Genomic DNA, 21744 nt, shown 5'->3' on the forward strand with positions numbered 1-21744 from the left:
ATCTCACCTACTCCCTAGTCTATAAACTTTGAGAAACGGGCTTGCTGATCGCCCTATAAAATATAGATAGAAATACATAGCATACTTGATGATCTTTACAATTTTCTGTTTTCGGTACTTTGCAAAAGAGGAAATTAGGCACACACCAATAATTAGTGCAAAGGCAGCGACTGTTAATCTGAAATCCAAAAATAGGCCAAGCAATAGTAAGAAATGGGAAAATAGGAACACCAAAGATAGTATCGCCACTTTCGAATCAAGTATCGCAGAAAGGCTAGTATAATCACCAATCCCATGCCATGACTCCCGTGAAACAAACTCCCAAATAGATGTAGGAAAGCCATAATGATAGGCCCTTAGCCTACCATCTGAAATTAGTTCGCAGCCTCTATCTTTCAGTCTCTTTGAAATATCATAATCTTCACCCGAAACAAGATCTATATTAAAGCCACCTATAAGGTTAAAGGTCTTTCTCGGAACTATCATATGTGCAGTATTCATATGCGTACTATCCATGTAGCTAATAGCATCATCATACCAGCCTCTTGGAAAACAATTACTCTCAATAGGTTCCAATACGTGAGAACCGGAAAACCAATCATCTATAGCAATATTATTGAGAAGAAGCATAAGTTTTTTGTGCCAACCAAGTTCTATGGAGGTATCTGCATCAACAAATACAAGGATAGAACCTTTCGAAACTCTTACTCCATGGTTTCTAACACCTGCAACTGTATTCATATCGCTGTTTACTACTTTTATAGAGTCACCAAATGAAGCTAAAATTTCAAGAGTTGAGTCTGTAGAGCCATTATCACAAACGATAATCTCATACTCTCTTCCCTCCATTTCATTCAATATCGACTCAATGGACTTGGCAATATATCGATCTTCATTTTTACAGGGAATTATAAAAGATATTGTCATCTTTTTCCTCAATCTTAGGGAATAGCATTCTAGCCTTTTAATGATCCGCAGCTTTCATACTATTCGACTCTAATTAAAAAACTAGCCATTAAAGCAGCTCTACCTTTTATCTATTTTCATCTTTTTTGCTAATTTTTTTTGATCATTATTTATAACAATCAAGCACATTTTGAATGCTACAGCAATCCATAAAAATGGATAATATGCAATAGAAACGAACTGACCTGCAATAAAGAACCCTATCACACCTATTGAAATCCCTTTATCAATATTATACATCACAATATCCGTCTTATTCGTTGATGCACGGATAGAAATAAATATGATTATTAAGTAAAACACTAAAGCAGGCAAGCCAGCATCAGTACCAACTTGGATTAAAATATTATGTGGCAACTCAGCTACACGCTGTCCTCGCTGATTCACGAAAAGAATGTCGTTCGGGTAGTTATCTGAGAAGTAGGGGATAAAATTATAGTAACCAACGCCCATTATAGGGTGATCTACTATCATTTCAAATCCTCTCTCCCAGTACAGAAGTCTTTGCTCAGAAGTATTATCGCTCCCCATATCTTGCAGTCGATCTTTCTGCTCCTGAGGTAAAATAGTCCATATTGAAATACTTATAATCACAAAGAAAGCAAAATACTTTAGCTTTAAAATTCGCGTTCCGGCTATAATAATTAGTAGAATTACCAAAGCTAATTGGGCGCCTCTACTACTAGCTCCTAAAATGGTTATTACAGGAGTCACTATAGCCAAGTATATGACCAATTGTTCCACTTTGCTAAAGCTATCTTTTTTTGCTTGGTATAGGTAGTAGGCAAGAGAAAACGCTATAAGCATTTGTATTGCTAGTTCACCTGAGTTCTCAAAGAAGCCCGGAGGCCCTTTGATTCCCCAGTTCGCAAACGCAAACCCTCTTTTCGCCCAAACCAGTGATGTTCCAATAGATAGCTTGAGCGAACAAAGAAAAAGGACCATCGTAAATATATATAGACGCTCTCTGGTTACAACTATTCGTACTATCGCAATAATTACAATTGCCCATTGCATACCATTTATATAGTAAAAGTCGGACCACCATGAATTGTACGCAAATAATATTGAGATATTTAATTGTATAAAGAAAGCAAATACCCAAAAATGAAGTGATGACCATGTTCCTTTACTCTTTTTGTCTACAAAAGACAGAGCTATACTACCTAGTAGAAACAGCTTGGCCCATGGCAGGATGTCTATTACAGGATATATAGATTGCGGTCTAAAATACTCAATAAAAAGGTATCCACAAATAAACCAAAACGCTGGATGCTCGCTCCAGAAGTGATGCCAGAGATTTTTTACTTTCAGAAAGTAAAAATCCTCTACTGTATATGAGCGCTTTTTACCCGACATGGCTTAGAAGAGACAAAGTAGATTCAATCACAGTACTCTCACAGAGAGAGAAGTAATGACTGTTAGTATTGTATGGATCATGAATATACGCCATCGCTTTAGGCGCATAGAGCCCGAGTAAGGTTACATCTGACATGTAGTTTTTACCTTTAAGCGATAGTAAGTGGCCAGGCTCCATTCCAACAATTAGATCTCCTTCGTATTCGATATAATCCTCAATTTTACGAGTCCGATGCTGTGCCAAGTTCAATTTGTGTTTTTGTGCAAATGCTATGGCTCGTGGATCTGCATAGTCATCACCGCGGGTATCAAGTCCATAAGAAATGGCATTGTAGCCTTTGGATTTAGCCATAGCCTCAGCCAGCGGGCTCCTGCATATGTTACCCACGCAAACGAATACGAAGCGTTCCGGTTGAGTATTTCTGGCTATTTTTATGGAAGAATAAAGCCCAGCCATTCTTTTCGCTTCAAACAGGCTGTATTTCAGCAAGCCTCGCTTGGAACCAAAACGATCATTTATCCAATTATGAGGTACGGGTAGGCTGCCAGCCGTGGTCATTGCACTTCCTTTTTGGCTATATCTCCGTTCGCTTGAACGGCATCTTGTGAGTATTTCATCTGTTCGGCATCCTGCCTGCAGTAGGGAAATCCGAGTTGTTTGTACTGTTTCAGCATCACCTTCAAACTGAATGTTTTTTCCACCCGGCTGCGGGCGCTTGATAACTGTGCAAACATTCTAGGTGAAGTTTGTAGCGCTCCCAGTATCGCTTCAGCCAGCGCCTCGGGCCGCCCTGTTGGCATCATAGTACCATCCTGTTTGTCTCTAATAATTTCTTCGGGCCCGCCACACCGTGTTGCTACTACCGGAATGCCACTGGCCATGGCTTCTATGGTCGCAATGGAAAACCCTTCACTAGATGAAGAAAGCGCAAATACATCCAGTTCGGCCAGAAAATCAGCCGTTGAATCAATAAAGCCGATGAAGTGGATGTGGTCTGCAATGCCTAGAGTTTCCGCTTGCTGGTTTAGAGCCGACATCAGCGGTTCTTTTTGATGCCCGGCAATCACAAAGTGAGCCTGTGGCTGCTGGTCTAGAACAATCGCCGCCGCATTCAACAGGTTGGCATAGTCTTTTGCGGGTCTGATGTTGCCCAGGCTGCCCACCAGCAAGGCTGCTTCGGGCAGGTTTAGAGTCGCTTTCAGAGCCCCGGTTTTAGTGCTGTGGTAGCGGCTGGTATCAATACCGTTGTGAATAACGGCCACCTGCTGTTCGGTGAATACCCCCCGGTTAATCATGCTGGAAGCCAGGCGCTGGCTTACCGCCACTACCTTGCGCAGGCCATGCTTCATCAACCAGCGCTTAATTGGCACAAACCGTTCGTTCGGGTTCACATCTACCTGGCCGTGCAGCACGCCTATGGCGGGCAAGCGGATTAGCAAGCCAAGCAAGGAAAACGTCAGTGCAGAACCCAGGAGGTGGGCATAGGCCAGGCGAACGTTATGTTTTTTAATCAGCCGGAACACTTGCCAGTAATAGGGCAGACTTAAGAAGCCATGGGGCTTGAGTATTTGGTAGGGAATGTTGCGGGCTTCCAGCTGGTCGCGCACCCAGCCTTTACCTTTAATCAAGGCCAGCGTTTGGTAGCCGGGCACGTACAGGTGTTGGGCAATATCCAGGAACACGGTTTCGGCGCCACCCGGGCCGGTGGTATCGATGGTGTGCAGTATGGTAGGGCTGGTGGCGGTGCGCACGCTGGTCATTTCCTTTGATCCAGTGAAGAATCAACATTCTAAACCCTGCACTTACTCCCGGCTAGTGCTGTTCAAGGTAAAATCCATTTTGTACACTCTGTGGGCTTAATTCCAAGCAGTCACCACTGGAAAGCCTCGAATGGATTCGACATCGATCAGCGTTATGATACCAGACGCCAATCAACGAAGTGCGCTCGCCGTTGTGCGCAGTCTCGGCCGTCAGCCTGGCCTGCGCGTTATTACCTGTGATGCCACCCCTACCGCACTTGCCGGTCAGTCGCGATATAGCGATTTGTACGTTCAGTGCCCGTCTTCCGAGCATGAACCCATGCATTTCGTGGCCTGGATAACGCGGTTTCTGGAACGCGAGCCCTGCCATCTGGTCATGCCGGTTACCGAGGTAACCAGCCAGCTGTTGCTGCAGTTTCAGGAAAGTGTACTTGGCCTCAGGCTCCCGTTTTCGCCGTTGTCGACGGTATTGCAGCTTGCCAATAAATCCCACCTGGTGGCCTTGGCCGAACGGTCTGGTGTTCCGGTGCCACACAGCCAGCATTTTGAAGGGGCGCATCAGGTGGATGTGCAGGCCGTTTCGTACCCGGTGGTGGTCAAACCCGCGCTGTCGCGCCTGTTCGATGGAAAGCAATGGCGGGCAACCACAGTTCGAATTGCGCGTACCCCGGAAGAGCTGACGGGTATTTTTCAGCAGAACGCTTACCTGAACGATCACCCTTTTATGCTACAGGCGTTTATACCCGGCACCGGTGCCGGTGTCTTCGCCCTGTTCAACCGCGGCAAGCCGGTGCAATTCTTTGCCCACCAGCGGTTGCGTGAAAAGCCACCGGAAGGCGGGGTCAGTGTGCTCAGCCAAAGCTGCCAGGTGCCAGCCGATCTGCAAGCGCACGCCCAAACTCTGTTACAGGCCGTCAACTGGCATGGTGTTGCCATGGTTGAGTTTCGCATTGGTGAAGACGGCACGCCCTACCTGATGGAAGTAAACACTCGCTTTTGGGGCTCATTGCAGTTGGCGATCGATGCGGGGGTCGACTTCCCGTATCAGTTGTTGTGTGCCGAGCTTGGATGGCCGATTCCCGTGGCCGGGCACTACCGGGTGGGGCAGCGGTTGCGCTGGCTGCTGGGTGATCTGGATAGCCTGTATCTGGTGTTCAAGCGCTCGTCGGGTTGGCCTGCTCGACTGCAACGGTTGGGTCAGTTCCTGAAACCCAGGTTCAGACACCAGCGCCACGAGATCAACCGCTGGCGCGACCCGGCCCCGGCCTGGTTTGAACTGAAACAGTATTTGAAGGCCCTGAGGTGAACCCCGCATGACGTCGCTTGCCACTAGACTGAAACAGACGATCAAGCAGCCGGTGAAGGTTGCGCTGAATCTCGGCCGGGACTGGCGAGGGGCTCACCGCGCCCAAACAACAGAACCGACCTTGTGGGTGCTGATGTACCACCGGGTGTTACCCGCCGATGATCCCCGCTGTGAAACGGAAGAGCCGGGCATGGTTGTCTCCCCGGAAACCTTCAGCATGCACCTAGATGAATTGCAGCGCTGGATGCCCGTTGTGGCACTGACCGACTGGGTTCAACGCTACAAAGCCGGTGATCCACTGCCTGAAAAAGCCTGCGCCATCACGTTCGACGATGGCTGGTTAGACAACTACGAATACGCTTACCCCGAGTTAAAGCGCCGTGGCCTGGTTGCCTCCATTTTTGCGGTGGCCGATAAAGTTGGCCAGGCGGCGCCGTTCTGGCCCAACCGCATTGCGGATCTGGTGCTGCGCCAATCGCCTTTGCTGCGCCAACACCCGGTGCTGGCACCGGCGGCTGAACTACTTGGGCAACCTTACTCTCGGGACACCGTGTCAGCCTGCATTCAAACGCTCAAGCAACACAGTGAAGACACGTTGAATGCCGCACTGGACAGCCTGGGCGAAGACGCCAGACCCGAAAACAGCCCCTCGCCCGACTTAATGCCCTGGCCTGCCCTGCAAGAGATGGATGCCAGCGGCGTGTTCGCCATTGGCTCGCACACCTGCACTCACCGGCGTTTGAATCACGCCAGCTCTCCCGAACAACGGCAGGAAGAGATTGTTGGCAGCCGACAACGTCTGGAACAACAACTGGGCCACGAGATACCGTTGTTTTGCTTTCCCAATGGCGATTACGACGACGCCAGTCTGACGTTGGTGCGGGAGCACTACCAGGCCGCGGTAACCACCAAAAACGGTCTGAACCGGCTTGGCTCACTGGATCTGCATCAGCTTTATCGCATTGGTGTGCACGAGGGCAACGCCAAAACGCCGCTGCAGTTCCGCGCCCGGTTATCGGGCCTGGGCTAGTGCGCTGTAACCCCTGTTATTCGGGGTACAGGCTGCGCCGATCTAGCCAAACATCCACCATTGCCAGGTTGTCACCCAGCGCTGCGCGTTCAGACTCACAACCCGCCCGGGCACATGGGGTTTGCATATAAAACAGGGCAGTTACCGACCGGCCTGATATCCATTGCACCCATTGCTGAAATTTCGCGGTCAATTCGGTTACGGCGGTCGCCTGACCCAACTGGTATGTCCAGATCACCAGCCTGCGGTCGCCCCGGTCATTCAATTCCAGCACCTGCACTACCCGGCCACTTTCCAGTTGCCGGGTGTCGCGCTGTTCAATCTGTGCGGCCGGGGCTATCCGGTTGCCATACCCCACCAGTTCTTTGCCTTGTGCCTGGTCGAGGTACACCCGTTGTCCCAACTCCAGGGCCAGGCCGGAATGGTCTAAGCGCAGGTTAGCTTGGAGATCGTAATGGTGAAAATCGGGTTGCCAGGCTGGCGAGCGTTGCTGAGACGCAACCGTGGCCGACCATTGCTCAGGAAACTGCCAGCTGTTCTGCCAATGTTGTTTGGCTAGCCAGGGGGTGCCTGCAATAACTACCAGAACAACTGCCCCTGTCAGAACCTGTGTGAGTGGAGAAACCGCAGGGGGAATATCACTGCTAGCCGCTTTATAGGTGCTAGCGCTGCTCGCTTTTGGCTGATGCGCTTTCAACGGGTGCGCCCAAACCAGAAAGCCCAGATAAAACACGCAAAATATCGCCCAGCCGAATAGGCCGTGTTCGGTCACCAGTGAGCTGGTCATCTCGCTGTAATAAGCGATTAAAATCAGAGCACTGACGCGCACCCAGTTACCCACCATGCTCAGAGCCAGCATCACCAACACAGCAACCAACGTCATCGTTGTGGAAAGCCGCCGCTGGTGTGCATAGGCCAGCGCCAACACGATGGCCACCAGGCTGTAATTCAGGCCGGAACACCCACCCGCTACTTCTACAATGCCATACGGCAAGTGAATGAAATAACCGTCAATAAAGGCGGGAATAGACAGCTGGGCAATGGCAAAGGTACTAATGAAGGTAGTGAGGTTTTGCAATGGCACTGTAAAAACATCCCAAATGGGGATGGCCAGGTACAGTGCCAGCAACGGTGCCAGCGTCAGACGCAGGGCCGCCCAGCCAAAGCAGGTGAGCACAAGGCTGCCCAGCAAGGCAGGCAATACCAGTTGCTGCAGTAACCCCAGCTGAATAACAAAGCCAGACAGCCAGCTTATGACACTGCAGAACACTGCCAGCGCACCCAGCAAGCTGGGCCGCGTATGGAAGGGGACGGTGACAAGCCTGTAGACCACCAGGCCCAGGCAAACCGGAACCCAGAGGTAGCCATGAGAGTATGTGCCGTTTAATTCTGTCCAGCGGCGATGCAAAGCACTCAGGGTATCAGGCGCCATGGCCAAAAACAGCGTTGCCCCGAGCAGGCAAAAGAACAGCGGCAACCCGCGCTGGGCCAAGAAACCCGGTCGCGAACGGGTTGTCGACCATTGATAAGACACAGCCATGCAACCTTCCTTTGGTTTGTAGAGTCGATCCATTACACTGCGCAGTATCCCGACAATTCTCTGTCGTGTAAATGGACCTCAACAAGACCGACTGGATCTGACATGGATGTGAACGACTTGATCAAACGGCGGGAGCAACTGGCCGCCTTTTTGTCCGACTTGCCATACGCCGCACACACACCGGATGAAACCCATAAAGCTGCCATACTGGCTCAAGCCGAGGCCCTGCGTGAGCGCCAGCCGGAACTGAAACAACTGCTGGCCGAGAAAAAGGCCATTGCCCGCCAGTTTCGGGATGCGACGGATGAATCCCGTGCCAGCTTGAAAACGGGGATGGCTACTATCAGCCAAACTCTCAGCGCGCTTGAAAATGACCTCAAAGCCCAACGACAGGTATTGGTCGCAGAGCTCGAGGCGCTGTCACAGCCGCCGGAAGCCAATACCATCCCCCAGTTTCAGGCATGGGCAGCCGACGCTGACCAAGCTTTCGCGGGCGAGATTCGGGTTACCGACTGGGATGACCCACTCTGGGCCCAATGGTGCCAACAACAGCCAAACCGCAGCCAATACCATCACCCCGTGCTCGGCCAGGTTATACGCACGGCCATGGGCCACCAGGGTCCGGTGTTGCTGGCGCTGCACGATGGCAATGTCGTTGGCGCCTTGCCAGTCATCATTCAGTGCAGCCGGTTATTCGGGCGGTTCGGGACGTCGCTACCCTATTTTAATTACGGTGGGCCGTTGGCAAACTCCCATGCCGTCGCCATCGCTCTGATCGAGGCGGCCCGTCCTTTGCTGGCAGAACACCAGCTCAGCCATATTGAGATTCGTACCACCCAATGTGGCTTGCCCTACCCCTGCAGCGAACAAAAAGTCTCAATGCTATTGCCATTGCCAACCAGCGACGAACGGTTAGACCAGCAACTGGGCGCCAAGGTACGCGCCCAGTCCAACAAAGCTGAAGAGCATCGCCCGGAAATTCGCTTCGGCCAAGTCGAACTACTGGATGATTTCTATCGGGTTTTCGCGCACAACATGCGCGACCTGGGCACACCCGTCTACAGTAAGAACTGGTTTCGCACCCTATTGACCACCAAAGCGCTCAAACCACAACTTGCTTTGGTTTACCTCGCGCGGCAACCCGTGGCCTGCGCGTTTCTGATGGGCCAGGGTCATATGCTCGAAATCCCCTGGGCTTCAACGCTGCGCCGCGCCAACCCGATGAACATCAACATGTGGATGTACCGAGAGATTCTGCGCTGGGCGGTTGAGCAGGGTTACGAATGGTTCGATTTTGGGCGCTCAACCCGGGATGCACCAACCTATCAATTCAAAAAACAATGGGGAGCCAAACCGGTTCAACACTATTGGTATACCCTCAGCACCGAACACCAACCTATCGCTGCTACCCGACCAGACAGCCCCAAGTTCAAGCTGATGATAGTGGTATGGCAACGGTTGCCAGTCTGGCTCACCCGGTTGATCGGGCCGCCTATAATCAGGCAACTGCCATAATCGTTTGTCTTCACAACCCTTAGGAGGGTTAGCCTGTGTCTAATGAACTTGGGTGTTTCGGGGTGTCTGCCTTAGTGCATACCCTGGTGTACCACGCGAACGCTGTTCATAGCCCATTCTGTCCGGGTATTGCCTGGTGACTCCGGAAGACACCGTAGTATTAGAACAGAGAATGCGCCGCACCAGCGGCCTTTTGCTTATGCTTGAATTTGGCCGGCTTGTGCATACGGCGTCTCCCTTTGCCGTCGAATCTGATCTGATGTCCGGTGCCAGTGAAAAACGGCGATTAGAATTTTACAGTGGTCGCCATCTGGCTAGAAAAGCACTGCAAAGGGCCGGCGCAACGCCCGCCGGAATCGCTCGTGGCCATTTAGCCAATCCTATTTGGCCATCAGGGTACGTTGGCTCGATCACGCACGGAAATCAGTGGGTGGCAGCGGTAGCGGTAAAAAACGACAAGCTTTACGGCGTCGGTATAGACCTGCTAGAGCAACCAGAAGCGGTAACCAAGGATTTATCGGACGTCATCCTGAGCCGCTCAGAGCGGGCTCTGCTGTCAAGTCATTTCCCGGGATTGCCTCCAGTCGGACTGGCCTTTAGCTTCAAGGAATCAGTCATTAAGACGGTGTCAGTGATGTCAGGGCGCTTTCTCGACTTTCTCGAAATTAGTCTAACAGTCTCCGATGGCAATTTGACAGCCACAGTCAATGGAATATCTCACCCGGTGGCCTGTGGGGCCTATGTAACCTCTGTTGGAATACTCACCTTCAGTTACCTGTTAACAGACTCCTATGCACCTGCTAACTGAAATTGATTAGCGATTACGAATCAGGTTCAACCGAGTTAAACACTGTTAAAAAAACATTCATGCAGCCCAAACATTCCTTTGAAAGCGCGATTGATAGGATTTGCTAACATAAGTAACAATTCACAGCTAAAAAATAAAATTTTTATTTCATTTCCATATCAATACTCAGGAAAGACTGCTATCTTTTTTTAAGGATCAAAACGTCGACCAGTCGTCGTTTAATATACCTAAAAGTAGCTAAGACGATAGCTTTTATCGCTATGGCTTCTACAGGTGTAACTGCAAAAAAGGATGTTTTGCCATGGCCAGCAGCAGTAATCATCATTCCATCGTTACACGCTTTATAAATGTTGCCCATCAACACCCAAAGCGCATCGCGGTCAGGTGGCAAGATGGCAAATCCTGGTACCAAATAGCCTACTCCGATCTCCTTAAGAAAGCACAGTCAGTGGCGGCGACCCTTGCAAGTTCAGGCGTAAAAGAGGGTTCGGCAGTAATATTGGTATCGGAACGGCACCCGGATTTGTGCGCCAACCTGATTGGAACACTGCTGTGCGGTGCTCATTACGTATTTATTGATCCAAACTACCCGGAAGAACGTCAACATTTTATTGCCGACGCAGTGTCGGCCCAGTTTGGTCTGGATTCCCCGGGAAGCGCTTCGCTAAACCACCTGAACCTAACCTGGCTCTCGCCTGCCAACTATAATGAAGAAACTGGGGCAACTCCCAAGCAAGTTAACTCCGATCAACGCGACCTGCCCGCTTATGTCATGTTCACATCAGGTTCAACAGGAAAACCTAAAGGCGTGGTGATACCACATCGTGCCATTCTCAGGCTGGTGACAGATACCGACTTTATATCGTTCTCCAAAGAGCAGACATTCCTTCAACTTTCTGCGCTCAGTTTCGATGCATCAACACTCGAAATTTGGGGCCCCCTCCTTAACGGCGGAACTTGCGTCATCCATCCCGAAACCGGCTCTTTGTCTCTCAATGGCATCCGGGACGTTATTGCCTCCCAACATGTTACAACACTCTGGCTAACTGCCTCGCTGTTCAATACCGTTATTGCGGAACACCCTGAATACCTTCGCCCGGTTAAGCAGCTGCTTACCGGCGGTGAAGCGCTGTCTGTTCCTCACGTAAAAAAAGCGCTTGAACAGTTGCCCGACACTAGGCTTTTCAACGGTTATGGCCCCACGGAAAATACCACCTTCACCACCGTGTTCCCGATACCCAGGTCACTGTCTGACGATGTGAAGCGCATACCGATCGGTTACCCGATACACGGAACTCAGTGCGCGCTGGTTGATGAACACCTGAACCGGGTCGAGGGCCCGAAACAGACGGGCGAACTGGTGGCGTTTGGGGATGGGCTGGCACTGGGTTATCTGAACCGGCCAGAGCTGACCAGCGAGCGGTTTATCCTGTTACGGGACCAGGACGACCAGGAGAGAACCGCCTACAGAACCGGAGACCTGGTTCAACTGAATGACGATGGCAGTTACGATTACCTGTCAAGAATCGACAAACAAGTGAAGATAGACGGGCACCGCATTGAGCCAGGGGAAATCGAGTACCAACTAAACAGTATGGCCAGCCTCACTGAAGCCCGCGTTGTTGTTCGCACCGGCCCGGAAGGCCAAAAAAGGCTCGCGGCCTATGTCGTTTCCGATACAGCCATCAACACCCGGTCTATCCGCGACACACTCAGCGTCGTCTTGCCGGCGTACATGGTTCCGCATTTTATTATTCAGGTCGGTGAACTGCCCAGAAATCAAAATGGAAAGCTGGACGAAGCCAGGCTACCAGACCCCTACACGACGGTGCCCAAGAAAGAGACCGAACTGACCTTCGGAAACATCAAAAGCCGTGTTGTCGAGTGCTGGAAAACCATTCTGAATCGCTCGGTTGAAGACACTGAGAACTTCATGGACGCCGGCGGTACCTCACTGGAAGCGCTCAAACTGGCAACACTTCTGGAAACTGACTTTGGTGTCGAGCTCAGTGGCACCTTTGTCTTCGAACACCCGACTATTAGTCAACAATCGGATTTTTTTGGCAGCCAACTGGACAAACAGGATGTAAAAACCGACAGCCACCAGGCAGACCGCCATAACAACGAGTTTGCCATCATCGGAATGGCGTGTCGTTTCCCGGGCGCCAATAATCTCGATGAGTATTGGCAGAACCTGCTGGATGGCAAGGAAACCGTCAGCTTCTTCAGTGACGAAGAACTCAGCCCCGAGGTGACGGCAGAGGAACGCGCTGATCCGGCCTATGTCAAAGCCAAAGGCATTGTTGAAGGCTACGACCGCTTCGACGCCAAATTCTTTGGTATATCACCGATTGAAGCCCGGTTAATGGACCCTCAGCAGAGAATCATGCTCGAACTTTGCTGGCATGCGCTGGAAGACGCGGGCATTCCCCCGGGTGATGTCGAGTACAGGACCGGTGTGTTTACCGGCATGAACTGGGCCCGGTATTACCAGCAATACGTTCTGCCCAATAAGGAGCTTGTCGACAGCTATGGCGTACTCAACTGTGGCCTGGCAAATGAACCCGATACGCTCAGCACCCGGATCTCCTATAAGCTGAACCTCAAAGGCCCAAGTATCAACGTTTTCACCGCTTGCTCTACCGGGCTTGTAGCGGTAGCCCAGGCCTGCGAAGCCATAGACAGCGGCCAATGTGAACAGGCTATCGCCGCCGGTGTATCAATTTCAACACCCGTCAAGCGCGGCTATATGTATCAGGAAGGCAGCATGCTTTCCCGGGACGGGCACTGCAGACCCTTTGATCAGGATGCCACCGGCACCACCTTCAACGACGGCGCCGGAGCGGTTATTGTAAAACGACGCGACCTGGCCGAACGGGATGGAGACGATATTTACGCCCTCATCAAAGGGTATGCCGTCAATAACGATGGCGAACAGAAGGCCAGCTTTACCGCACCCAGCGTCGCTGGGCAGGTGGCGGTTTATCAAGCGGCCCTTAAACGGGCAAACATTGAACCTGCAACGGTTGGTTTCATTGAAACACATGGCACCGCCACGCCGCTGGGAGACCCCATTGAGGTTCTGTCATTAAAACGGTGCTACGTCGCAGAAGGCCAGTCGGAAAAAACCTGCGCCATCGGTTCGGTCAAGTCGAACATTGGCCATGCCATTCATGCGGCGGGCCTGGCGAGCCTGATCAAATCCACCATGGCCGTTCGTGAGAACCGAATTCCACCCACATTGTTTTTCAATAAGCCCAACCCCAAGCTGGAGCTGGAGAAATCCGGTTTCTACGTCAACTCAACGGTTGAAGCCTGGAAGCTGCCCTCACCCAGAAGAGCCGCCGTTACCTCGCTGGGGGTTGGCGGTACAAATGCCCACGTTATCCTTGAAGAATTTGTACCCCAACAGCGCGCGGACCAAGCTCTAGACCCTCACCCTGAACTCAGGATTCCCATTCTGATATCTGCAAAAAGCAAGCCTGCTCTGGAAAACCAGATTGCCCGGTATGGCAGCTATTTTGAAAACAGGAAAGAAACCGCTCTAGCGAACGTCTCCTACACCTCCATATACGGTCGAAAGCACTTTGAACACAGAGCCATCGTGTTTGGCGGGGAGCTGCCGGAAGCCATCGAAAATCTAGGCAAAGGCAAGTCATTTGCCAAAGGACAATCAGGGTCTGCTCACGGGGTCGGGTTCATGTTCTCTGGCCAGGGTACACAAGCCAGAGACATGGGTAAGTGGCTGTATGAGAACAGCGCTTCCTACAAGGAAACCTTTGATCAGGGATGCGAGATCGTACTCAAGACAACCGGAGTGGATGTCAGAGGCATTTTGTTTGCCGAAGAACAGGCCGCGGATGAAAGCCTTATTCACCAGACGTCGTTTGTGCAGCCGGCTCTCTTTCTGCTGGAGTTCGGTCTAGCAAATTGCCTGATAGAGCGCGGTGTTAAGCCGTCTTTTTTCATCGGCCACAGCATTGGGGAGTTTGCCGCAGCAACCCTGGCCGGCATATTCAGCTTTGAAGACGCTACCAGGCTGGTCGCTACCAGGGGCGCTTTAATGCAGAGCATGCCATCTGGCAAGATGCTCATCGTGCGTTCGAACCCGGATGACATTGCAACCATCGTCAACGGGAAGGCCGAAGTGGCCGCCGTGAACGCACCTGGCCTGGTTGTACTTTCAGGTGAGCAAGACGCCATTACAGCAATAGCCAAACAGCTGTCCGAGAAAAAGATTGCCAGTACCCTTCTGCAAACGAGCCATGCTTTCCATTCCAGAATGATGGAACCAATCGTTCCCCGGTTCGAAGAATTCATATCGGGTATTTCCAGAAATACGCCTGCTATACCGATTTTTTCAACCATGACTGGTGCTCTGCTCACTGATGAAGAGGCCAAGTCGCCACGGTACTGGTCACAGCAACTGAGAAACCCGGTTCAGTTTTCCAATGCGCTGCAGGCTATGGCCGCCAACCAGGCCAGCGATGGCGAACGGGTTAGTCTGTTGGAGGTAGGCCCCGGAAACACCCTGGTCAACCTGGTCAACTACCACAAGGACCTGTCCGGTGTGAATGCTTGGCCGTCGCTAACGAACAAAGGCACTGACGAAAAAGCCGAAAGCGATATGTACAGCAGCATTGGCCAACTTTGGGTCAACGGACACAGCCTTGACTGGGATCAATACGTTGGCGACCTGACCGTGAGAAAAGTACGACTGCCCGGTTATGCATTCACCGAAGATCAATTCTGGCTCGGCCCTGTAAACAGCAACGTTATTTCCATTCACCAGGGCACTACCACTGCACCACAAGCACTTTCACACCCGGTAATACAGGACGTTAAAATGGACCCGAAGCAGCATTCCGACAAAATTCGTTCAGATGTCATGAGTATCATTGAGGATATCTCCGGGTACGAGCTGGGCAACGCTGACCCCGGCTCACATTTCAGTGAAGTGGGTCTGGATTCTCTGCTCCTCACCCAGGTGGCTACCGCACTGGAGCGACAGTTCAAGCTAGGTATTTCGTTCCGGCATCTGGTTGAAGAATATACCTCGCTGGAACTGATTTCGGACTTTATCGCGTCGCGGGTTGAGCCCGAGGTTACGTCTCAGCCAGTGACCGGCACACAGGAAGCGGTCAGTCTACCTACCGCTAACAGCCAGGCTGCGCCAACGGGTATCGATTTTAGCGCGATGGCCTCCGGCAACTCCAACATCAGGGATATCGTCAATACCCAACTACACATCATGCAATTACAGTTGCAGGCCCTGGGCGGACAGCCTGCCTCCGTTACTCAACAAAGCCTGCCGCAACCCCAGCCGAAACCTGGTGCCGAGCAACCCACCGCCAGTGCTGGCAACCAAATCCAGACCGACACCAGCGAAACAAACACTGACGTACCAGCGAAGCCGGCCCATACCCCCGGCACACGCATCAGCAGAGAAAAAACCAGCACCGAACTGACCTCTGCCCAGCGTGAGTGGGTTGATGGCCTGATGACCCGATACCAGGAGAAATACGCCGGTTCCAAGGCGTATACCCAGAAACACAGAAAACATCTGGCAGATCCCAGAAGCGTTTCCGGGTTTAACCCTGGCTGGAAAGAAATCATCTTTCCTATTGTCACGGTGAAGTCGAAAGGTTCCAAATTATGGGACGTTGATGGAAACGAATTAATCGATACGTCCAACGGGTTTGGTCCCATCCTGTTTGGCCACTCACCCGACTTCATTTCTAACGCCGCCAAAGCTCAAATAGACCTCGGTGTAGAAACTGGCCCGCAATCACCACTGGCCGGCGAAGTCGCCGAGCTGTTCTGCGAATTGACGGGCAACGAACGGTGCACCTTTGCCTGTACCGGATCGGAAGCCAACGTAGGGGCACTCCGGATCGCTCGTACCGTTTCCGGCCGCACCAAGGTCGTGGCCTTTGAAGGCTCCTATCACGGCATACATGATGAAGTCGTCATGCGCGCAGGCAAAGACCATAAGGCCTTGCCAGCGGCCCCCGGCATCCCCAGAGAAGCAACCGCCAATATGATACTGCTACCCTGGGGTGAGCAAAGCAGTCTGGACGAAATCCGAAAGCTGGGTGACGACCTGGCCGCCGTTCTTGTCGAGCCCGTACAAAGCCGAAAGCCCCAGTTTCACAGTCAGGAGTACATCAGCGAAATACGCCGAATTACCGAAGAGAATGGCGTAGCACTTATTCTGGACGAAGTAGTCACCGGCTTTCGTGTTGGCCCGGGAGGCATTCGCAAGCGCTTCAGTATAGACGCAGACATGATGACCTACGGTAAGGTTGTTGGTGGTGGATACCCCATAGGCATCATAGCCGGGAAAGCCAAATACCTCGACGCAATGGACGGCGGCTACTGGCAGTACGGTGACGATTCCATCCCCGAGCAGGGCGTGACCTTTTTTGCCGGTACCTTTGTCAGGCATCCGCTAAGCCTGTCGGTCGCCAAAGCTGTACTGAGCAGAATCAAGGAGCAGGGCGATATTCTATATCCGGCCCTGGAAGCAAAGACCACTGCCATGGCCAAAGAGGCCAAAGCCTTTATCGAAACAATGAAGACAGGCGTCAGCTTTGAAGAGTTCGCCTCGCTGTTTTACATCTCAGTTCCTTCATCCACACAACTGGGCCATCTGTTGTTTCTGTCAATGACACTCGATGGTATTCACATTCAGCAATACCGGCCTAACTTCCTAACAACGGAACATTCTGACGAGGATGTCGAAAAGATACTTCATGCGTTCAAGTCCGGCGTAGCCAACCTGATTGCCCACGGACTCCTGGAGGGTGATACAGTCGCTGCGAAGAAGTACCTGGGCGGTAATGGCAGCATTCCTGCCGGTGCAAAACTCGGTAAAAATGAAAACGGCGAGCCGGCTTATTTCATTGAGGACCCGGGCAATAAGGGAGCCTATCTGGAGGTTGGCCGCCCATGAATTCAACCCCTTTTAACCCCTTTGCCGGTGGTGAACTTTCCCGTGTCGCGCCGACTACTGGCCCACAACGAGAAATCATTGCCTCAGCGCAGATCAGTGACGTTGCCAATACAGCCTTCAACGAAGCCGTGTCTGTCAGGCTGTCTGGCCACCTTAATGCAGACTTGCTCCGTAGGTGTTTCGACGACCTGATTGCCAAGCACGACATCTTGCGGGCAACGTTTTCCAGGAATGGCACGGAGATATGCCTGCACGACACCTCGTCGTTTGAGCTGGATTATGAGGATATCAGCGACCGTTCATCCAGTGAGCAGGAAGCGACTATCCGTGATCTGTGGAAGAACATCGCCATTTCTCCCATGAATTTGGAGGAAGGCCCTCTTTTTGCTGCATGGCTCAAAAAGCTGGATAGCACAACTCATGAGCTGATTCTCGCCGCCCATCACATCATTTGTGACGGTTGGTCGTTCGGCCTGGTGCTCAGCGAATTGTCGCAATCTTATGGAAATAGCCGATCGCAAACGAACACCTCCGCTGACGCCATTTCTTTCTTCGATTACGCAGAAATGGTCGATTCGCGGGAAATCAGCAACATCGACAACGATTACTGGATCAACCGTTTTTCAGATTTACCACCCAACCTCGACTTGCCTCTGGACGCTCCCAGGCCTCACTACCGTACCTTCGAAGCCAGACGCCTGGACTACCAACTCAACCCGGAGCTGGCCAAAAAACTTCCCAAAACGGCTGCCTCCCTGAAAGTCAGTATGGTTAACATGGTGCTGGCGGGCTACTTTGTTCTATTGCATCGGCTTACGTCAAACGACGATATAGTCGTAGGCCTCCCGGTAGCGGGGCAGGCAACACAAAATCGTGTAAAACAGATAGGACACATGGTTCACCTGTTGCCCATTCGCACACTGATCAACGCGGAGCTGCCATTCTCCGAACTGTGCAAACAGGTTAAAAAAGAGGTCCTCGATGCCACAGAGCACTCGAACTTCACCTTTGGGAAATTGATAGAAGCGATCAAGGTTGACCGAACCCGGGTTCCACTGATCAATACAATTTTCAATATCGACCAGCCTCTGGAAGCTATTCAGTTTGGCGACCTAAACGGTAGGGTTCGAACGGTTCCACGAGCCGCCGAGAACTTTGAGATGTTCCTGAATATCCTGCCTTCTTCAACCAGCCTGACCATTGAAGCTACTTACTCTTCCGCGCTTTTCGACGAAGAGACCATCACTTCCTGGCTGCAGACACTGGAGAGAATACTGGCCGCGACTGCGGCGAACCCGACTATTAAGATTGCCAGTATTGCCCTGACTGATCAGGAACCTGAGCTGGTCAGGCGCGCCAATGCAACCCAGTCAGACCTTGCCTATCGCAGCGTGATCGACGCTTTAGAACATCACGTAACCACCAACCCGACCCACGTGGCCTGCGCCTGCGGAGGTAGAAGCTGGACCTACCAGACGCTTGAAGAAAAAAGCAATGCCATTGCAGTCAACCTAGCGAAAAGTGGTGTAGTACCTGGCAAGACCGTTGGAGTCTGCCTGGAACGGTCAGACACGGCCCTTGCCACGATCATAGGCATCCTCAAGCTCGGTGCCGTGTACTTGCCCATGGACCCGGATTTTCCCGAAACCCGATTGAAGTACATCCTTGAAGACTCGGCAGCCTACGCCATTGTCATTGACGATTCCACGCCGGCGTTCATGACCGGATTGGACATTGTCAAACTCAACATCAGTGACACTGAAGGCGAACCCGGTGTTTCAAATGCCTCCGACTTGCCGGTTGTCAGCATTGAGCCCGAGCAGACGGCATACATAATTTATACCTCTGGCTCCACAGGTAAACCGAAAGGTGTACTCGTACCGCATCGCGCCCTAATCAATTTCCTTGAAAGCATGGCAAACAAACCCGGCTGCACGTCGCAAGACAAGCTACTGGCGGTAACGACGTTCTCTTTTGACATCTCACTGCTGGAACTCTTGCTGCCTTTGATCTGCGGCGCCAAAACCGTAATTGCCGAAAAAGAGAGCGTTAAAGACGGTGACAAACTTCGTCGGTTGATCCTCGATCACCAGATCACGGTCATGCAGGCGACCCCGGCCACCTGGCGCATGTTGCTTGATACCGGTTGGCAGCATGATGGACTGAAGATGAAAGGCCTTTGTGGTGGCGAACCGCTCCCACCAGATCTGGTGCGAGACCTATCGGGTTGCCTGCATGAACTGTGGAATATGTACGGACCCACCGAAACCACCGTCTGGTCGACCTGCCAACAGTTGCGCCTGACGGATAGACTGATTTCTATTGGCAAACCGATTAACAATAGCCAGGTGCATATTCTGGACCGGGAGCGTAACCCGCTTCCGCTATCTTGCCCGGGTGAGCTGTATATTGGTGGTATGGGCCTCGCAACGTCGTACCACCAACAGCCAGATCTCACTGCTGAGAAATACATCGATCACCCCAACTACGGTAGACTATACGCAACCGGTGATCTGGCCAAGTGGTGCCCCGATGGTAATGTTCAACATCTGGGCCGAATGGATGATCAGGTGAAAGTTCGGGGCTACCGGATTGAGCTTGGTGACATTGACGCCGCGCTGGCCACATGCTCCGACGTAACCTCGGCTTGTTCCTATGTGTGGGAATTAGCGCCCGGTGATGCTCGCATCGTGGGTTGTATTGTGTCGGGATCTAAGTCCGGGCCTAATCTGGTTGGCATCCGCAAGGAACTGCGTTCGCTCCTGCCCGCGTACATGATTCCGCAGTACATTCTTACCATTGACAGCGTACCCTTAAGCCCCAGTGGCAAGATCGACCGACGTCGGCTACCCAAGCCTGAACTGCGTGAATCCACCATTCTCAAGGCCACAGCTCTGGCTAATCAGACTGAGGAAATGGTCGCTAAAGTCTGGTCTGACGTACTAAATACTTCTTCCCGAATTGTCCGTGAAGACAACTTTTTCAGCCTGGGCGGGCACTCACTGCTTGCTCTGCAGGCTATTAGGCGAATTGAGAGCGAGACTGGTATCCGGCTTCGCCCGGAAGACATAGTAGGCCTCAGTTTGAGTGAGGTTGCCGAGAAAATATCTCACAGCAACCCCGTCTCGGCTGAGCATGAAAACACACCAGCTGATTTGCCAACGGCGTTACGGCGCTCACTGAGCAACGAGCAAACCCGAATGCTGCTCAGGCAGCTATCCTACCCGGACAATGTCTGTAATAACTTGCCTGCATCATGGCTCTTGGAGGGCGAGCTTAATCTCGATACCTTTACCAGGAGTCTCACAAAGGTTTTTGAGCGACAAACCGCATTGAGAACCGTCATATCACACGGTGACAACGGATATCAGCAAGGTATTCTACCTGTGAAACAGGTTCCAGTGGTCGACATCATCGACCTCTCCAAAGAAGTAAACCCCGGGGAAGCCGCGTTGAGTGCCTCCAGGGAACTGGCGTTCAAGCCCTTTAAAGTTCTGGATCGCCCACTGTTCCGCTCGACGCTGTTTGTGCTTGGCGAATCCCGATACCACTACGTTTTTGTACCGCACCAACTGATTTTTGATGGGTGGTCTTTTGACATCTTTCTGGCCGAACTTGAAAATGCCTATCGCGTGCTGAGTTCCAGTCAACAGGAGATACCTAACAAGCTAGCCTTCGAGTTCAGGGACTACGCAGAGTGGTCTGTCTCAAACGGGGCTTCTGATGAAGATGTCGATTATCACAAGGCGAGCTTGTCCGACTCTCTGAATTCTGGCCCTGCAACCTATAAAGAAACGCCTATCATCAACCAGTGTGCGCGGCAAACCCTGGCGTTCACTGAATCAGACCTGGAATCTGTAGAACAGTGCGCCACCAAGCTAAACCTAAAACTACACGAAGTACTGTTTTGTCTCTTCGCCGACGCATGCTGCCGGGCATTGAAACACGAGAAACTTGTGTTAGGCGTGCCAACCTCAGGGCGAAACCGGGCCGACGTCATCAATCTAATAGGCAGTTTTGTCACTATTATACCCAGCGTTATGCAGGTTCCGTCATCTGGCTTTCGGGAACGGATAGCAAGTCTCGCTAATCAGCTCGGGGAATATCTGAAGCACGTCAATGTTACCTACGCTGATATCGTCAAAGACACTCCGTCTGAACGAGTTCTGTTTCCCGAATTCGTCAGTGCCAGTTTCGCGTTCCAGGATATCCGGAACAGACCAACTGCCATCGCCAACCTCAAGCTAAAACAACTGGACCTTCCCCGGCTTAACACAGAATACCCAATTGAGTTCTGGGTCCGAATCCAACCGGGCGGGTTTATTGGTGTTTTCGACTATAACGAGGCGACGGTTGACACAGCTACCATCCAATCCCTGCAAGATGGGTTAGCTGAACTGATCTCTGACCTGGAGAGTTTGTTAGCCCGTGAACCTATCGAGTCGACTTCGACCAACACCCCGCCGGTCAAGAAACCCATTTGGCGGAAGCTATTTCAGTGAAG

General features: G+C 51.8%; 11 protein-coding genes. 6 read left to right on the plus strand and 5 right to left on the minus strand.

What is annotated here, in order from left to right; translation table 11 throughout:
• Positions 1–3 precede the first annotated feature (3 nt).
• The 4 genes from ABJT94_RS07995 to ABJT94_RS08010 all read right to left on the minus strand — a co-directional run bounded on the left by ABJT94_RS07995 (position 4) and on the right by ABJT94_RS08010 (position 4086).
• Positions 4–927: a glycosyltransferase gene (locus ABJT94_RS07995; protein WP_348485122.1), complete on the minus strand. Its 924-nt coding sequence runs from the start codon at positions 925–927 to the stop codon at positions 4–6.
• Positions 928–1026: 99 nt separating this feature from the next.
• On the minus strand, positions 1027–2325 hold the full coding sequence (locus ABJT94_RS08000) for an O-antigen ligase family protein (RefSeq protein ID WP_348485124.1): 1299 nt from the start codon (positions 2323–2325) through the stop codon (positions 1027–1029).
• The gene (locus tag ABJT94_RS08005) at positions 2315–2884 is read right to left on the minus strand and encodes a hypothetical protein (RefSeq protein ID WP_348475801.1); all 570 of its coding nucleotides are present in this window, start codon (positions 2882–2884) and stop codon (positions 2315–2317) included. Before ABJT94_RS08005 ends, ABJT94_RS08000 begins: the two co-directional genes overlap by 11 nt.
• Positions 2881–4086 carry a glycosyltransferase family 4 protein gene (locus ABJT94_RS08010; RefSeq protein ID WP_348475802.1) on the minus strand — a complete coding sequence of 402 codons (1206 nt, stop codon included), beginning with the start codon at positions 4084–4086 and terminating at the stop codon, positions 2881–2883. Before ABJT94_RS08010 ends, ABJT94_RS08005 begins: the two co-directional genes overlap by 4 nt.
• A 130-nt stretch (positions 4087–4216) precedes the next feature.
• On the opposite strand from ABJT94_RS08010, the gene ABJT94_RS08015 reads away from it, so the two are divergent.
• Positions 4217–5392 (plus strand): ATP-grasp domain-containing protein, encoded by a 1176-nt coding sequence (locus ABJT94_RS08015; protein ID WP_348475803.1) that lies wholly within the window; start codon positions 4217–4219, stop codon positions 5390–5392.
• A 7-nt stretch (positions 5393–5399) separates the two neighbouring features.
• Positions 5400–6422, plus strand: coding sequence for a polysaccharide deacetylase family protein (locus ABJT94_RS08020; protein ID WP_348475804.1), 1023 nt, complete (start codon positions 5400–5402; stop codon positions 6420–6422).
• Between the two features lie 16 nt (positions 6423–6438).
• Here ABJT94_RS08020 and xrt read toward each other — a convergent pair whose 3' ends face one another.
• The gene (xrt, locus tag ABJT94_RS08025; protein WP_348475805.1) at positions 6439–7962 is read right to left on the minus strand and encodes an exosortase; all 1524 of its coding nucleotides are present in this window, start codon (positions 7960–7962) and stop codon (positions 6439–6441) included.
• Positions 7963–8064: 102 nt separating this feature from the next.
• Between xrt and ABJT94_RS08030 the strand changes: the two genes are divergently transcribed.
• The 4 genes from ABJT94_RS08030 (at position 8065) to ABJT94_RS08045 (ending at position 21742) form a co-directional block, all read left to right on the plus strand.
• On the plus strand, positions 8065–9477 hold the full coding sequence (locus tag ABJT94_RS08030; RefSeq protein ID WP_348475806.1) for a FemAB family XrtA/PEP-CTERM system-associated protein: 1413 nt from the start codon (positions 8065–8067) through the stop codon (positions 9475–9477).
• Positions 9478–9613: 136 nt separating this feature from the next.
• Positions 9614–10285: a 4'-phosphopantetheinyl transferase superfamily protein gene (locus ABJT94_RS08035; RefSeq protein ID WP_348475807.1), complete on the plus strand. Its 672-nt coding sequence runs from the start codon at positions 9614–9616 to the stop codon at positions 10283–10285.
• Between the two features lie 301 nt (positions 10286–10586).
• Positions 10587–17240 carry an amino acid adenylation domain-containing protein gene (locus ABJT94_RS08040; protein WP_348475808.1) on the plus strand — a complete coding sequence of 2218 codons (6654 nt, stop codon included), beginning with the start codon at positions 10587–10589 and terminating at the stop codon, positions 17238–17240.
• Positions 17237–21742, plus strand: coding sequence for an amino acid adenylation domain-containing protein (locus tag ABJT94_RS08045; protein WP_348475809.1), 4506 nt, complete (start codon positions 17237–17239; stop codon positions 21740–21742). The genes ABJT94_RS08040 and ABJT94_RS08045 overlap by 4 nt, the downstream gene beginning before the upstream one ends.
• Positions 21743–21744: the final 2 nt, after the last annotated feature.

The sequence above is a fragment of the Saccharospirillum sp. genome (assembly GCF_039982735.1).
GTDB lineage: Bacteria > Pseudomonadota > Gammaproteobacteria > Pseudomonadales > Natronospirillaceae > Saccharospirillum.